Here is a 14,320-nt window from a genome sequence, read left to right on the forward strand (position 1 = left end):
AGGCGGCGAAGGCGGCAGCCATCAGGGTCGCAGATTCTCAGAGCGGCGAAAGGCGTTGAACCAAGGTGGCCTTGACCACCTTGCCCAACGAGTTGCGCGGCAATTCCTCGACGACAAACACCTGGCGCGGCGCCTTGTAGGGCGCAAGTTGCGACCTGCACAGCGCGATCAGGGCCTGTGGCTCGACCGGTGAGCGCACGGTGACGAAGGCGGCGACTTCCTCGTCGAACTCGCGCGACGGCCACCCGACCACGGCGGCGTCCGTCACTGCCGGGTGCGACATCAACATCGACTCCACCTCGAGCGGATAGATGTTCACGCCCCCGCGGATGATCATGTCCTTGGCGCGGCCCTTGAGGAAAAGATAGCCCTGGTCGTTGAAGCAGCCCAGATCGCCGGGGTAGAAAAATCCCTCCCTGAAGGCCTCACGGCTGGCCTCAGGATCCCGGTGGAAGCCGTCTGCCACGGCCGGGCCCCGGTAGCGGATGCGGCCGATCGTGCCTGGGGGTACGGGAACGTCGGCCTCGTCCACGATCTGCACCTCGACCCCGAAGACAGGCCGGCCCACGGATTCTCCGAACAGCTTCTGGTCGCGCGGCGACAGCACCGAGATGCCGCCGCCTTCCGTCGAGCTGTAGTACTCGATGAAGTTCGGGCAGATGGTTTCGCGGATCTGCACGCGCTCCGCCGCAGTCAACGCCGAACCCGAGGACACCAGCGTCTTGAGTTGCATCAGGGGCGCCAGCGTGGCGGTGTCGCAGGCGCGCAGGCGGCGCAACAGCGTCGGCACGAGGAACAGCACGGTCGAGCCTGTCCGAGCCACCTCCGCAGCCAATGCCTCTGGCTTGTAGGGCGGCGGGCACAGGACCACCGTGCCTCCGGCGTAGAGGGTCGACATGCTGAATGCGCGGCCGCCGCCGAAATAGAGCGGGGTGGCGTTGATGTAGGTTTCCCTGCTGCCGAAGCCCAGGTCCACCCAGTGCGTCCAGAAGCGGTTGAGGAACTTCTGGTGCGACACCATCGGGCCCTTGGGCCGACCCGTCGTGCCCGACGACAGCGACATCGCGATGCCTCGCGCGCCGTCGGGAAAGTCACGCTCGGCATCCGTGGCCGCGACCGCGTCGCGCCAGGCTTCGTCGACGGAGATGCATGGCGCACCGTCGAATGCTGCGCCCGGCTCCACCATCACGGCGGCAGGTTCGAAATGCGCGGCCAGCCGCTGCTTCTCGTTGTCGCGCCAGCGGCAGTCCATCGGAAGAATCACGGCGCCGGCGCGGGCCACCGCATAGAGCATGAGCACATGCTCGATGGAGTCTTCCAGGGCAATGCCGACGATGCCTCCGGGCGTCACGCCGAGGTCGGCGAGCCTGGCCGCCCGCTGGCGCACGGCGAGGTTCAACTGGCGGTAGTCAAGCGTCTTCTCGCCGTGGATCAACGCTGGTTGGGTAGGGCGCTGTCGCGCATGGAGCGCGATCTGGTCGGCCAGGTTGTGAGCAGGCAGGGCGGCGATGTGGCTCATGTCCGCGTCTCCAGCCGCTTGCCATCGGCATCCAATCCGTAGATACGCAAAGCGTTGTCGCGCAGCATCTTGCGCTTGGGGATCGGTCGAAGGTCGAGCGCCTCGATCTCGTCGCGCGTGCGCTCAAAATCCAGCACCGGGAAGTCGGTACCGAAGATCACCTTGTCCTGGCCGAAGGTGTTGATGTACTTGATGAAGGCTTCAGGCCAGTACTTCGGGCTGTGCGCATCGGTGCCGATGAAGACGTTGGGATGCTTCCAGGCCATGGCGATCATCTCTTCCGTCCACGGGATGCCGACGTGGATGCCGATCAGCTTGAGTTCGGGGAAATCGCAGGCCACCGCGTCCAGCGCGATCGGCCGGCCCACGCTGCGCAGGCGGTGGTTCGGGTCGTAGAGCATCGATTGGCCCACCTGCAACTGCACAGGTACGTCGAGCTCGACGCACTTGGCATAGAACGGATACCACTTGGCATGGTCGGGTGCGAGTTCGAACCAGTGGGGATAGAAGTGCGCGCCGATGAAGCCGTGCTCCTTTACGCCCTTCTCGAGTTGTCGGACACCGTCCATGCCCTCGGTCGGGTCAAGGCCGGCCAGGCCATAGAAGCGGTCGGGATGTCGGTTGACTGCTTCGGCCACCATCTCGTAGGGGATGTGATAGCTGGCCTTGTGCAGAAGAGGGCCCACCTTGGAGGCGATGAGAAAGGAGCGCTCGATGCCCGCCGCGTCCATGCGCCGCAGCATTTCCGCCAGCGTCACGCCCTGCAGCGTCGTCTCCTTGACGTTCATCTTGCCGCCGAAGAAGGCGTCGCGGTTCGGCCGGATCGCGAGCGTCTCGGGCGTCCAGATGTTGACCACCGTGTCGATGGCGAGGATGTCGTAAGCGTTCTTCATTGCGTGTCTCGTGGAAGGTTCGTTTCGTCGAGGAAGGCCGCGAACTGCGCCGCAGTCAGCGCCAGTGCATCGGCACTGCCGGTGCCTGGAGTGATCAGGCCGAGGGCATCGGGCATCAAAGCCCGAACACGCTCGAAGTACGCCATGAACATGTCGCTTCGGGCGCAGGCCAACAGCGTCGGCACCTTGACCAACGGCAGCCTGGGCGCCTTGTCGTAGCCGATGGCGGCTCGGTAGGCGATCGGATAGGTGCGGGCCGCCTTGAGCACCTCGACCACCTTGTCGTGCAGTTCGTCCGCACTCGGCAAGCCGAGGTCGCGCCGATGGGCCGTGTCGCGCTTGTACCAAGGCCAGTAGAGGTAGACATCGCGCACGAAATGCCAGACCCATCCGAGCTGGCTGCCCATGAGGTCGATGGGTACGCCGGGCGCATAGTTCTGCAGCATGTCGGCGCGCTCCTCCTCGCTGTAGAGAGAGACACCGTCGAGCACCAGTCGCCGCACCCGATTCGGATGCGCGATGGCGATCTCGCAGGCGATGTTGGCACCGGTGTGGCTGCCGTAGAGATCGAAGCGATCGATGCCGAGCGCGTCGATGGCGCGCAAGTGGGCTTCGGCAAAGTAGGCGATCGGCGGTACCTCCTCGAGCGCGCAGTCCGGCGCCGAGGAGTCGCCATTGCCCAGGGTGTCCGTGGCGATCACCTGCCGCTCGTTCGAGAGTGCGCGAATGAGCGGTTCGAGCATCTTCGCGGACCCAGGTGACGCATGCAGCATCACAAGCGGTGCTCGACCTGACGTGCCGATGCCGGCGGTGCGGTAGTGAACTTGGCCCTCGGGCACATCCACGAATCCCCGTCGGATCTGCGGTGCATCCGACTGCGCCCGGGCGCACCGAGCTTGGATCTGGATCGCCGGCGGCAATGCGAGCTTGGACGACACCGTCATTCCTTGATGTCGGCGGCCTTCACCGCGGCTGCCCAGCGCACCAGGTCGGACTTGATCTTCGCGCCGTAGGCATCAGGCGTCGTGCCTTCGGCATCCAGGCCGTTGTCCTTCAACCGTTGCTGGATGTCGGGCATCTTGAGGATCTCGACGATTTCCGCGTGGAGTCTCGCGATGATGGCCGGCGGAGTCTTCGCCGGGGCCATCAGGCCGTACCAGGAGTTCACTTCGAAACCGGGGTAACTCTCCGCGACTGTCGGGACATCGGGCAATGCCGATGTGCGCTTCGTCGTGCTGACCGCGATCGGTCGCAGCTTGCCGTCCTTGATGAGACCCACCACACCAGCCACATTGACAAATGCAGTCTGGATCTGGCCGCCAAGCAAGTCGGTGTTGATCATCGAAGAACCCCGATACGGCACGTGAATCATCTGGGTGCCGCTCATCTGGGCGAGCGTTGCGCCTGCCATGTGGGTGGAACTGCCGATCCCGACCGACCCATACGCGACCTGGCCCGGGTGCGCCTTGGCATAGGCGATCAGTTCCGCCAGGCTCCTAACCGGAAAGTCCGATCGCACGACCAGCACCGTGGGGCCCGAGACGATCTGCGTGATGGGCGCGAAGTCCTTGACCGAATCGTAGGACGGCTTGTTGGGCAAGGCGGGGCTGATCGCGATCGGGCCGACATGCGAGAACAGCAGCGTGTAACCGTCGGGCTGGGCGCGTGCCACGGCGGCTGCGCCGATCGTGCCGTTGGCCCCGCCGCGGCTGTCGACGACGAAGGGTTCTCCGAGCCGCTGGCCGAGCTTCTCCGCGATGGGCCGGATGATCGCTTCGGCGGGCCCGCCGGCTGCCCAGGGATTGATGATCGTCACGGGCCGGCTCGGCCAGGCATCCGCGGCGACGGCAGGAAAAGCGAGAAGCGGGGCACTCAGCACGAGGGCCGAGATGCAACTCATGAGTCGGTGGGTGAGGGTGGTCATGGGGTCTTGGGTAGGGAAGGATGGGCTGATCGCGGTGCCGGGCTTTTTCATCGGAGGATGTCGCGCGCGATCAGCATGCGTTGAATTTCGGAAGAACCTTCGCCGATGCGGTAGTGGCGCACGTCGCGATAGAAGCGCTCGACGTGCACACCGCGAATGAGGCCCGCGCCGCCGAGAATCTGGACGGCCCGATCGGCAATCCGGCCGACCATCTCCGAGCAGAAGAGCTTCACCATGCTGGGTGCGCTGCCGGTGTCTTCACCGGCGTCGATCCGGCGCAGTGTTTCGTAGGCGAGCGAGCGGGCCAGCGCGAGTTCGGTGGCGGAGTCCGCCAGCATCCACTGAATGGCCTGGCGTTCGGACAACGGCTGTCCGAACGTGGTGCGGGTCTTGGCGTAGTCGATGGCAATCTCGAGCAAGCGGTCTGCCGTGCCGATGCAGGCGGCCGAAACACCCATGCGCCCGCTGACGAGCGAACCCATGGCGATGGCGAAACCTTGCCCTACTGCGCCCAGGACGGCGGCATCGCCGACGACGCAATCTTCGAAGCGGATCTCGGAGATCTGGATCGGGTCCGAGCCGATCGTCTTGTCGGTGCGAGTGATCTCCATGCCGGGCGTGCCACGGTCCACCAGGAACGCGGTGATGCCCCCGCGCGCCTTGAGGGCCGGATCGGTGACCGCGAGCACCATCACGACGTCGGCGCGATGGGCGCCGCTGATGTAGTGCTTCATGCCCGAGATCGACCAGCCACCTTCCACCTTCTTCGCTCGGGTGCGCAATGCCGCGGCATCGGAGCCGGCGTCGGGCTCGGTGAGGCCGAACGAGGCGCGCTGGCTGCCGTCCGCGAGCCCCGGCACGTAGCGCGCCTTCTGCTCCTCGGTGCCGAAGCGGGCGATCGCAATGGGGGTCAACCCGCTGGAGGCGTCCAGCATCAGTGTGAAGACGCGGTGCGAGCGGCCCAGTTCCTCCATGACGAGGCAATAGGTCGAAAGGTCGGCCTCGGCGCCGCCCAGGTTCGCCGGCAGACGCATGCCGAGATATCCCTGAGCCTGCAATGCGCCCAAGACTTGGGCTGGTACCTCGCCGAGTGCGTCGATCTGCAACGCCATCGGTTCGAGTTGCTCGGTGACGAAGCGACGCACGGTGGGGCGCATCTCCGCAAGATCTGGATTGATGTCGAGTTGCATGTCTAATCTATTCACTATGCGAATAGTCTATTCGCATTTCGATTGACGAAGTATCATGCAATCGGCATGCCAGGAGTCCAGGGTTTTCCCTTGGCCTTGCGCGCTAGACTGGTGCAAACAAGAAAGGCTGAAATGTCCGAGACGCCGAGGGACTCGATGTATGTGACCGCGCTGGCACGCGGGATCGAGGTATTGCGATGCTTCACGCCCGAGAGGCCCGAACTCGGCACGAGCGAGATCGCGCGCCTGACCGGCTTGCCGCAGCCCACCGTCTACAGGCTTTGCTACACCCTGAGCGACCTCGGTTGCCTGATGCCGGGTCGTTCACCGGACAAACTGCGCGTGGCGCCCGGGGTCCTGTCGCTCGGTCACGCCGCAGTGACGCACGGCGGCATCGCAGATCTCGCGCATCCGATGATGAATACGTTGGCAAACGAGTTCGATGCGTCGGTGTCGCTCGGCGCCCGCGATCGCACCAGCATGGTGATCGTGCAGCGCAGCGAAGCGCCCGGCATCGTCAACGTCAATCTGCACATCGGGTCGGCGCTTGACCTCGCCAACTCGTCGCTGGGCTGGGCGTGGCTTGCGGCCATCAACGATGAGGCGCGTAAGGACGCGCTGGAGCCGATCAAACGGGTGGGAGGCGATCGATGGCGCAAGGCTCAGAACCACGTGAAAATCGCCCTGAGCGAGTACGAAAGGGGAGGATTCGTGCTCAACTTAGGAAAATCGCATCCGGACATCAATGCGATCGGCGTGCCGGTGATCTCGCCGTCAAGAATTCGCGTGATGGCGCTGACCTGCGGCGGCGTTCGAACCAGCATGACGCGGGAGCGGCTCGAGAATGACGTCGCACCTCGACTCGTCTCTCTGGCGCAGCAGCTATCGTTGGCCCTTGGTCCCTGAAGTGGACCGCGCCGGGTTTGCGCCAATCAAGGCCGAGTTGGTGCAGTCGCTTCAATAATCCGGCAACGGGTGCGTTTGCGCGGCGAGTTCCGCACCCCGCTGGACGGCTTCCTGTCGCTGACAAAGCGAAGTTCGCCGGGTCCTTTTCGGCTGACGCGAAGGCGGAAACCACTCTCCTGGTCAGAAAACGACCATCTCCCACGGATCGGTGCCCGGCTGGAGCAGCGGACGCGAGGTAATGCGCTCCATCGCCTCGCCTGCTTCATATCGCGCGGTCAGGTCTTCCGGGTCGAATTTCACGCCGATAAAATTCTCACGATAGGCCCCGCCGGAAAAAAAGGCCTGCACCTCGTCGGCGGTTTCAAAAACGTCGTGCTGCAGCTCCAGGCGATTGCCGTCCGGGTCCTTGTAGTAGAGGGAAATCGTGGGGCCGTGATTGATGGTCCAGTAGGGCGTGATGCCTTCTGCCTTCAGCCGCCGGTGGGTGGCCAGCAACTCGCCGAGGGACGCATAGGTGAAGGCCATGTGATCCATACCGGCCTGAGACTCCCCACGAACGGCAAGCGCCGGTTGGGCGATGAGCCCGATACGGTGATGCTCCTCGTCGTAGCTGAGAAAGCAAACCGACTCGTTCTCGAAGCTCGGGCGAGCCTGTAGCACCGTGAGGTACCAGGCTCTCGATCGCTGGAGATCGCTCGTCCGCAGCACCACGTGGGCCAGCTTGGCTGGGCGAATCGCCTCGCGGGTGGCGTCGGGGAGGGATCGAGTGGTCCTCATGCGTGGTCTCCTGTCTGAAAGCGCGACGCCGGTTCGGGCACGACGCGATTCTCGATGCTGCCGATGCCTTCGATCTCCACGCGCACTACGTCGCCGGTGCGCAGGTAGAGGGGTGGGTTCATCAGGGCACCCACGCCGGCGGGGCTGCCGGTCGTCAGGATGTCGCCCGGACACAGGGTTACGGCGGCCGAGAGTTCAGCGATCATGGCCTCGATGCGATGGATCATCTCGCCCGTATGCCCCTGTTGCCGCAGTTCGCCGTTGACCCAGGTGCGCAGATGCAGGTCGTGCGGATCGGGAATCTCGTCGCGCGTCACGAGCCATGGCCCGAAGGGACCATGCGTATCGAAGGACTTGCCCAGCGTGTGCGTCGGCGAGCGCAGCTGCCAGTCGCGCACGCTGATGTCGTTGACCACGACATAGCCCGCGATGACACGCATCGCATCGTCAGCGCGAACATAGCGGCATCGGGTTCCGATGACGACGCCGAGCTCGCCTTCATAGTCGAGCTGCCCGGATGCGCGCGGCAGGAACACGTCGTCGCGCGGCCCCGAAACGCAGGACACCTGCTTGTTGAACCAGACCTGGCCGGGGCCCCTGACGAGACCATGCTTCGCAGCTTCCGCCAGATGCGACCCGTAGTTGCCGCCGAGCGCGAAGAATTTCTGGGGGTCGGGAATCGGCGCACAGACCTGCACCTCGGCCAGGGGCAGGCGCGGCGCATGCGTCGCCGCCCACCGTGCCCACTTGAAGCCGTCGCTCCCGCGCTCCAGAAGCTCCCGGAGACTGAGAGGCGCCGCGGGCTGGCTGGAAAGATCCGCGATGACGTCGCCTTCGGCCGAGCCGATCTTTAGTTGCCCTCCGTGGGAGAAGGTTGCCAGTTTCATGGAATGTGAAGATGTTGAACGATCGCGATCATTCCCCCTGGTTGGAAACGCAACAATCGGGTCTGCTCGAACGCTGCGTTCTGCACGTAGAACGCGCACACGCGAAAATTCCGACAAGGAGACACCCACCCATGGAGGACCTGAATGATCTGGCACTGTTTGCAATGGTTGTGGAGCATCGCGGCTTCAGCGCAGCCAGCCGTGAACTGGGCATTCCGAAGTCGCGCTTGAGCCGGCGCGTCGCCCAGCTCGAAGCGCGGCTCGGTGTGCGCCTGCTGCAGCGCAACTCGCGGAACCTGACGCCGACTTCGGTTGGGCAGGCGTACTACGAGCGCTGCAGGGAAGTGGTCATGCTTGCCACGTCGGCCACCGACGTGATCGACAAGGCGCTTGCCGAGCCGCAAGGAACGCTTCGCGTGAGCTGCCCGATCTCGCTGGCTCAGTTTTGGTTGACGCCGCTCCTGTCGGTTTTCATGCGGGCGCATCCGAAGGTTGTGATCTCGCTTGCAGTCACCAACCGGCCCATCGATCTACTTAACGAGTCGATGGACGTGGTGCTCCGCGTGCGTCGTCCGCCGCTCGGGGACTCGGGTATGGTCGTTCGTCCGCTGGCTCGGACAGCCGATATTCTGGTCGGCAGTCCCACCCTGTCAGCGCAGTTTGGCGCACCATCGAGCATCAAGGAACTGCAACACTGGCCGACACTGTCGATGCCCGTGCCCGGGGACCAGTATTGCTGGCGCCTTCGCAGCGTGGGCGGACTAGAACAGCTCGTGCATCGGCCGCGGCTGATCACCGATGACATGTTCGCCCTCAAGTCGGCCGCGCTGGACGGAACGGGCATTGCGCTTCTGCCGCCGATGATTTGCGCGGCAGAACTCGAAGCGGGCACCTTGCGCGCGATTCTGCCCGATTGGTCTGCCGAGCCCGGTGAGATCCAAGCGGTATTCCCGTCGCGACGCGGAATGCTTCCGGCGGTGCGAGCGTTCGTGGACTTCCTCATTGCGCATCCTCCAGACGAGCCTTTCCTACACACATCGCAGAAGTAGGGTGCTCCGTGTTGTACTCCGAGGGACGCCTCGAAGCGGCGCTCCTTGTAACAGCGTGCACGGGGAGGGCGCCGCATTCCTCTCATTTAGCCGTTGCAAGTGTGGCGGCAGCACCCTGGTCACGAGGCGATGACCCGGCTGCCGTCGTATGCGGTGGAGGGGCCCTAACCGCCGCGCAGCCATAGTGGTAGCGCAGGGGCTAGAGTTCAATGCAACGTAGTCAATCCGAACGGGGGCGCTATTGCCCTGGGCCTATCGGCTGTTCCCGCGCGTTCCGGCAAAGTAAAGCGCGGATGGCCCGCGTCCAGCAGCTTCACCGAGCAAGCTTGGCGGCGACAGTCACGCGCAGCTCTCCATCGGCCCACAGCAGCATGCAGAGCGCTGTCTTGGTTTGAAGAGGGCGGCGTCAAAATCCGGGACTATGAGCTAGGAATCCTGGTGCCCCAGGGTTGGCTTCGGACCTAGACGAGAAGAGACAGAGCCATGCCTGATTTCAAGGCTTACCAGGGCCATGCCAGCAACGTGCCGAGACCCTTGGAAACGGCGTACTCGTACAGAGATCTCGCGACGGTGAGGTCTTGAAGCGCGATGCCTGTCATATCGAAAACCGTCACCTCGTCTCTGGTGCGCCTAAAGGGGACATTAGCAGTTAGCAAATCGCCCAGCTCGGTGCACGGCAGTTTCGATGCCCATTGGCATTCGCCTATCGATCGAGCTTGCTCCTGGTCGTCAACAAAGACGCGAGCTCGTTCCAGAACGCCTGCCGGTAGCTCCCGCTTGCCAGCCGTGTCACTACCCACGCAGTTGATGTGGGTGCCCGGTCTCACCGCGTCGGCCTCGAAAAGCGGGCCGCCACCGGGCGTGGCCGTGATGACCACATCGCTGCCGGCGACCGCCTCGTTGCGGTCGGGAGCAGCTCGAACGTCAAAGGTTTTTTGGAAGACCGCTTCAAAGGCGGCGTCCTGCTTCCCATCAACGCTGATGTACTGAACACTGCGAAGTCGCGGAAGGACGCGAAGGGCATAGCGCACTTGGACCCGAGCTTGCACCCCAGTGCCGAAGACACACAGCCGCTCACTATTCTCGCGGGCAAGCACTTGCAAGCCAAGGCCACCCGCAGCACCGGTCCGCTCTGTAGTGATCGCATTGCCATCCATCATGCATAGTGGCCGTCCGGTCTCCGGGTCGATAAGCAACACCGTAGCTTGATGAGGCTCCGAGCCCACCAAGCGGTTGTCGGGCCAGAATCCAGCGGCCTTGAAGCCAAGGAGATTCTGGCTGCTCACATCGCCTGCCTTGATGCCGAAGACACCGCCGGTGTGCAGCTTCTCTCGAATGAGCGGAAAGACTCGGCCTGCTCGTTGGCCGTGCAAAATGAATGCCTCACGAACCGCCGCGAGGACTTCCTGCGGATTTAGTGCATCGCAGACCTTGTTACGGTCGAGCAGGAGAAGTTTTGCGTCATGTGGCATGGCAGACTAGAACAAAACACCATCGGGGGTGCCTGAAAAGGTAATGCGGCACGACGAAGGTGTGCCCAAAAAATGTGGATCGAACATTGCAGCTTGAGAATGCCCGTTTGCTGAGTGGTCTGCGCCGCCAAGCCGACGGTAGCGCCGATGCGCACAACCAGCTCCCAGACTGGCTTCGTATGCGGCGGCGCCACAGTTCTCCCTGCAAAGTCCAGGCACAGTGGAAAACCTCGCACCCTTTGGTGGGAAATGACTCGTCCCGACTACGTGCCGTCACCATCCGCTGAATCGCTCCCAGATCGCAACGGAATCGCGATCGCTCGACACGACGTGATAGGCCGGGTGCTGTGCTCCGGTCGCGCAGGCATGGTTGGGGACTATGCGCAACTGGCTGCCAACCGGAAATCGGCCTTCCAAGTTTGCTGCCGCGTCTCCTGTCCAGCCGAGCACCCCGTGTTCCTGATTGGCCTCGTTGAAAACCAAGCCGTCGACAGGCCTTCCCTCGACGTCGCAGACCATGCCGTATCCGTAGTCGTGTGACTGTTTCTGGGTTCCGCGATCACGGCTCATGGCCATCCATCCTCCGTCGGTGATGATCCAGCCCGCATCAGGACGATGGCCGATGACCGTGCATAGAACGGAAAGTGCGATGTCTTCCTGCCTGCATACGCCCACTTCAGCCATTACAAGGTCGAAGAAGACATAAACTCCCGCACGCACTTCGGTAACTCCATCCAGCCGGCGAGCACTCAGTGCCGTGGGTGTTGAGCCGATGCTGACCACTTCGCATGAATGCCCGACGGCGCGGAGTCGTTCTGCAGCGTGAACACAACCAGCACGCTCCCTCTCGGCAATCGCTGCAAGTGCGTCATCGGTGCGGAGAGAATACGAACTGCCTGCGTGCGTCAAGACGCCTTGTAGGTGGCCGCCACACGCATTCTCCAAGCGAAGCGCGTTGGCAATCTCCAACAGCACGGGTGAGTCCGCGTCAATGCCCGACCGATGGCCGTCCGTGTCCACCTCAATCATTACCTCGAACCGCTGCGCATGGTCGATTCCAAACTGCGAGAGCTGTTTCGCCACCACCACCGACTCGATTAGCAGCGAGAGCTTCAGTCCTGCCCTGACAAGTCGCAGCGCGTGGTCGAACTTTGAAGGAACGATAGCGACAGCATAGAGAATGTCATCGACGCCTTCTGCATGGAGTCGTTCCGCTTCTTTCAGCGTCGAAACCGTGATTCCGCGTGCTCCGGCCGCGATCTGGCGCTTGATGACATCGGGGCATTTGCTTGTCTTCGCATGGGGCCTGAAACGAACACCAAGATCATTCATGCGAGTCTGCATACGATCGATGTTGCGATTCATGCGGTCTTCGTCCAACAGAAGAACGGGCGTTTCAATCTGAGAAAAAGTGGTTTTCGAACTCATAGGTAAGGATTGATGGTGAGGGGGATGCAGACCGTTCGGATCCTGGTCTCTCTACGCCTGATCGCCTTGCGCCAGAAAGTGCTCCGTGAGACGGACCCAATAGGCCGCGCCGATCGAAAGGCATTTGTCGTTGAAGTCGAAGGAAGGGCTATGAACCATGCACTCATGGGCTTCGTCGTTGTTGCCTATGAACAGGTACGAGCCAGGGCACTTCTCGAGCATGAATGCAAAGTCCTCACCATTCATTTGCATGTCTGCGTTCTCGATCACTCCGTCTTCTCCGAGCCATTCGAGTGCAAGGTCGCGGGCAATTTTGGTCTCTCTCGGATGGTTAACCAAGACGGGATAGCGCCAGTGATACGTTACCTTGGCGGTCGCGCCGTAGGACGCCGCTTGGGCTTCTGCGACTTCTGCAATGCGTTCGCGTAGAAATGCACGAGTCGCGGGCCGTAAGGCTCGGACGGTGAGCTTGAGTTGCGCTGATTCGGGGATGACGTTGGGGGCCTCGCCTGCATGGAACGAACCGACGGTCACCACCGCGGCGTCCATAGCCTCGATGTTGCGGGAGACGATCGACTGGAGCGCGATGACGATGTTTGATGCGGCGAGGATGGGATCTACGGCCTTGGCCGGTGTGGCGCCGTGTCCGCCTATGCCTGTCACGTCGATCACTACCGTATCCGATGACGCCATAAAGGGGCCTTCGCGGAAGCCAAGCTTGCCTGCGGGATAGCCAGGCATGTTATGCATGGCAAAAATGGCATCGCAAGGAAACTTTTCGAAGAGGCCGTCTTCAAGCATTTTGCGCGCGCCGGCGAGGCCTTCCTCCGCCGGCTGGAAAATCAGATGGATGGTGCCATCGAACTTACGCGTTTGAGCCAGCTCTTGCGCCGCCGCAAGAAGCATGGTCGTGTGACCATCATGCCCGCACGCATGCATCTTGCCCGGCGACGCGCTCGAATAGGCGATGTCCGAGGTTTCATGGATCGGCAACGCATCCATATCCGCGCGGAGCCCCATCGTTCTAGCCGATCTCCCCAGCTTCAGGGATCCGATGACCCCGGTTCCTCCGATGCCCCGATGGACGTCGTATCCCCACTCCGTGAGCTTGGATGCGATCAGGTCGCTGGTCCTGAACTCTTCGAAGCCAAGCTCAGGGTGAGAGTGGATGTCGCGGCGGATGCGGCAAAACTCGTCCTCTCGTTCCACTATACCTTGCGGTATGAAGCCGCCCTTCATCGCGCCGCCCTCACCAAGTGTCCCATCTGTTGGATTGAGGATCTCCACGCTATCGCGAAAAACGGCTGCACTAAGCTCGCACACGTTGCATGAGTAATGAGATTCAGATAACTGGTTGTCATAACTGAGCGCCTACTTGTCGAGCTTGGCGAAAGCGACGACCTTCTGTAGCTTCCTTGTGTCATCGGAGATCATCTGCGCCAGGTCTTCGTCTCCCTTTGCAACGGTAACGCTCGCTTGCTCGAACGCCCGCGCGACGGTCGCATCCCGCAGTGCTGCTCGCAGCGCTGCGCGGAGTTTGGCAATGACGGAAGCTGGTGTCCCGCGCGGAGCCATCATTGCGTACCAGCCGACCAACTCATAGCCCTTGAAGGCAGGGTGCTCGGCGAAGGCCGGCACTTGAGGCAACTCGGGAAAGCGTTGAGCCCCCGTCACGGCGATGGGCACAACACGACCGGATTCGATGAACGGCTTCGCTGAACTGGGCGCCATGAAGCCGAACTCGAGATTTCCACCTGCTAAGTCGTTTCCTATCGCAGCGATGCCACGATAGGGTACGTGAGTCATAGCAAGATCTGCGCGCTCCTTCGCCATTTCGCCGGCTAGATGCAATATGGATCCAATCCCGGAACTCCCGTAACTGAACTTGCCGGGGTTTTTCTTGACCGCCGAAACGAATCCATCCAGTGTGGTGACGCCTGATTGCTTGGAAGCGACGAGAACCAGCGCTTGTGAGCCAATCAGGCCGACAGGCACCAAGTCCTTCATCCCGTCATATCTCTGCGTTGGATTGATCAGCTTCGTCGCAACGATCTCGTTGCTTGAGCCGACTAGCAATGTGTGCCCGTTGGCTGGAGAACCTACGACTTTCTGGGCACCGATCGCGCCCGCGGCACCGCCGACGTTGTCGATCACGATCGTCGCTGAGAGGCTTTTCGCAAGTGCTTCAGAGAGGTTCCGCGCTGCGAAGTCGACGCTGCCGCCCGCCGGGTAGCCGACGACGATGGTCACGGGCCTCATCCCGGGGTAGTCCTCC

The 14,320-nt window shown here is 62.5% G+C and carries 13 protein-coding genes; 2 read left to right on the top strand and 11 right to left on the bottom strand.

Annotated elements, in window-relative coordinates:
- Positions 1-37 precede the first annotated feature (37 nt).
- Genes QTI33_RS10025 through QTI33_RS10045 form a run of 5 tightly spaced genes read right to left on the bottom strand, consistent with a single transcriptional unit; the run spans position 38 to position 5,526 of the window.
- Positions 38-1,519, bottom strand: coding sequence for a class I adenylate-forming enzyme family protein (locus tag QTI33_RS10025; protein ID WP_286505663.1), 1,482 nt, complete (start codon positions 1,517-1,519; stop codon positions 38-40).
- A complete protein-coding gene (locus tag QTI33_RS10030) occupies positions 1,516-2,412 on the bottom strand; it encodes an amidohydrolase family protein (protein ID WP_286505664.1) in 897 nt (298 codons plus the stop codon). Before QTI33_RS10030 ends, QTI33_RS10025 begins: the two co-directional genes overlap by 4 nt.
- Complete coding sequence (locus tag QTI33_RS10035; RefSeq protein ID WP_353506322.1) at positions 2,409-3,356, bottom strand: alpha/beta fold hydrolase; 948 nt, start codon at positions 3,354-3,356, stop codon at positions 2,409-2,411. Before QTI33_RS10035 ends, QTI33_RS10030 begins: the two co-directional genes overlap by 4 nt.
- Positions 3,353-4,336: a Bug family tripartite tricarboxylate transporter substrate binding protein gene (locus tag QTI33_RS10040; RefSeq protein WP_286505666.1), complete on the bottom strand. Its 984-nt coding sequence runs from the start codon at positions 4,334-4,336 to the stop codon at positions 3,353-3,355. Before QTI33_RS10040 ends, QTI33_RS10035 begins: the two co-directional genes overlap by 4 nt.
- A gap of 47 nt (positions 4,337-4,383) precedes the next feature.
- A complete protein-coding gene (locus QTI33_RS10045) occupies positions 4,384-5,526 on the bottom strand; it encodes an acyl-CoA dehydrogenase family protein (RefSeq protein ID WP_286505668.1) in 1,143 nt (380 codons plus the stop codon).
- A 132-nt stretch (positions 5,527-5,658) separates the two neighbouring features.
- Here QTI33_RS10045 and QTI33_RS10050 point away from each other — a divergent pair, with 132 nt between their 5' ends.
- On the top strand, positions 5,659-6,432 hold the full coding sequence (locus QTI33_RS10050) for an IclR family transcriptional regulator (RefSeq protein WP_286505671.1): 774 nt from the start codon (positions 5,659-5,661) through the stop codon (positions 6,430-6,432).
- 180 nt (positions 6,433-6,612) lie between these two features.
- Here the strand turns inward: QTI33_RS10050 and QTI33_RS10055 are convergent, their stop codons facing one another.
- A complete protein-coding gene (locus QTI33_RS10055; RefSeq protein ID WP_286505673.1) occupies positions 6,613-7,209 on the bottom strand; it encodes a VOC family protein in 597 nt (198 codons plus the stop codon).
- Positions 7,206-8,096 carry a fumarylacetoacetate hydrolase family protein gene (locus QTI33_RS10060; RefSeq protein WP_286505675.1) on the bottom strand — a complete coding sequence of 297 codons (891 nt, stop codon included), beginning with the start codon at positions 8,094-8,096 and terminating at the stop codon, positions 7,206-7,208. Before QTI33_RS10060 ends, QTI33_RS10055 begins: the two co-directional genes overlap by 4 nt.
- A gap of 131 nt (positions 8,097-8,227) precedes the next feature.
- Between QTI33_RS10060 and QTI33_RS10065 the strand changes: the two genes are divergently transcribed.
- Positions 8,228-9,145, top strand: coding sequence for a LysR substrate-binding domain-containing protein (locus QTI33_RS10065; RefSeq protein ID WP_286505676.1), 918 nt, complete (start codon positions 8,228-8,230; stop codon positions 9,143-9,145).
- Between the two features lie 500 nt (positions 9,146-9,645).
- On the opposite strand, the gene QTI33_RS10070 is transcribed toward QTI33_RS10065, so the two are convergent.
- From QTI33_RS10070 to QTI33_RS10085, 4 genes are all read right to left on the bottom strand, one after another.
- The gene (locus QTI33_RS10070) at positions 9,646-10,617 is read right to left on the bottom strand and encodes an ornithine cyclodeaminase family protein (protein ID WP_286505677.1); all 972 of its coding nucleotides are present in this window, start codon (positions 10,615-10,617) and stop codon (positions 9,646-9,648) included.
- Between the two features lie 273 nt (positions 10,618-10,890).
- Entirely contained in the window at positions 10,891-11,982 is a 1,092-nt protein-coding gene (locus QTI33_RS10075; protein WP_286505678.1) for an alanine racemase, read from the bottom strand.
- A gap of 114 nt (positions 11,983-12,096) precedes the next feature.
- A complete protein-coding gene (locus QTI33_RS10080; protein WP_286505768.1) occupies positions 12,097-13,284 on the bottom strand; it encodes a M20 aminoacylase family protein in 1,188 nt (395 codons plus the stop codon).
- A gap of 132 nt (positions 13,285-13,416) precedes the next feature.
- Entirely contained in the window at positions 13,417-14,304 is an 888-nt protein-coding gene (locus QTI33_RS10085) for a Bug family tripartite tricarboxylate transporter substrate binding protein (protein WP_444814830.1), read from the bottom strand.
- Positions 14,305-14,320: the final 16 nt, after the last annotated feature.

It is taken from the genome of Variovorax davisae (genome assembly GCF_030316845.1).
Lineage (GTDB): Bacteria > Pseudomonadota > Gammaproteobacteria > Burkholderiales > Burkholderiaceae_C > Variovorax > Variovorax davisae.

What these genes read in the sequence shown, in the direction of transcription:
- QTI33_RS10085 (WP_444814830.1), bottom strand. Translation starts at nt 14,304, where the DNA reads ATGAGGCCCGTGACCATCGTCGTCGGCTACCCGGCGGGCGGCAGCGTC.
- QTI33_RS10065 (WP_286505676.1), top strand. Translation starts at nt 8,228, where the DNA reads ATGGAGGACCTGAATGATCTGGCACTGTTTGCAATGGTTGTGGAGCAT.
- QTI33_RS10055 (WP_286505673.1), bottom strand. Translation starts at nt 7,209, where the DNA reads ATGAGGACCACTCGATCCCTCCCCGACGCCACCCGCGAGGCGATTCGC.
- QTI33_RS10050 (WP_286505671.1), top strand. Translation starts at nt 5,659, where the DNA reads ATGTCCGAGACGCCGAGGGACTCGATGTATGTGACCGCGCTGGCACGC.
- QTI33_RS10025 (WP_286505663.1), bottom strand. Translation starts at nt 1,519, where the DNA reads ATGAGCCACATCGCCGCCCTGCCTGCTCACAACCTGGCCGACCAGATC.
- QTI33_RS10030 (WP_286505664.1), bottom strand. Translation starts at nt 2,412, where the DNA reads ATGAAGAACGCTTACGACATCCTCGCCATCGACACGGTGGTCAACATC.
- QTI33_RS10075 (WP_286505678.1), bottom strand. Translation starts at nt 11,982, where the DNA reads ATGAATCGCAACATCGATCGTATGCAGACTCGCATGAATGATCTTGGT.
- QTI33_RS10035 (WP_353506322.1), bottom strand. Translation starts at nt 3,356, where the DNA reads ATGACGGTGTCGTCCAAGCTCGCATTGCCGCCGGCGATCCAGATCCAA.
- QTI33_RS10060 (WP_286505675.1), bottom strand. Translation starts at nt 8,096, where the DNA reads ATGAAACTGGCAACCTTCTCCCACGGAGGGCAACTAAAGATCGGCTCG.
- QTI33_RS10040 (WP_286505666.1), bottom strand. Translation starts at nt 4,336, where the DNA reads ATGACCACCCTCACCCACCGACTCATGAGTTGCATCTCGGCCCTCGTG.
- QTI33_RS10045 (WP_286505668.1), bottom strand. Translation starts at nt 5,526, where the DNA reads ATGCAACTCGACATCAATCCAGATCTTGCGGAGATGCGCCCCACCGTG.
- QTI33_RS10070 (WP_286505677.1), bottom strand. Translation starts at nt 10,617, where the DNA reads ATGCCACATGACGCAAAACTTCTCCTGCTCGACCGTAACAAGGTCTGC.
- QTI33_RS10080 (WP_286505768.1), bottom strand. Translation starts at nt 13,284, where the DNA reads ATGAAGGGCGGCTTCATACCGCAAGGTATAGTGGAACGAGAGGACGAG.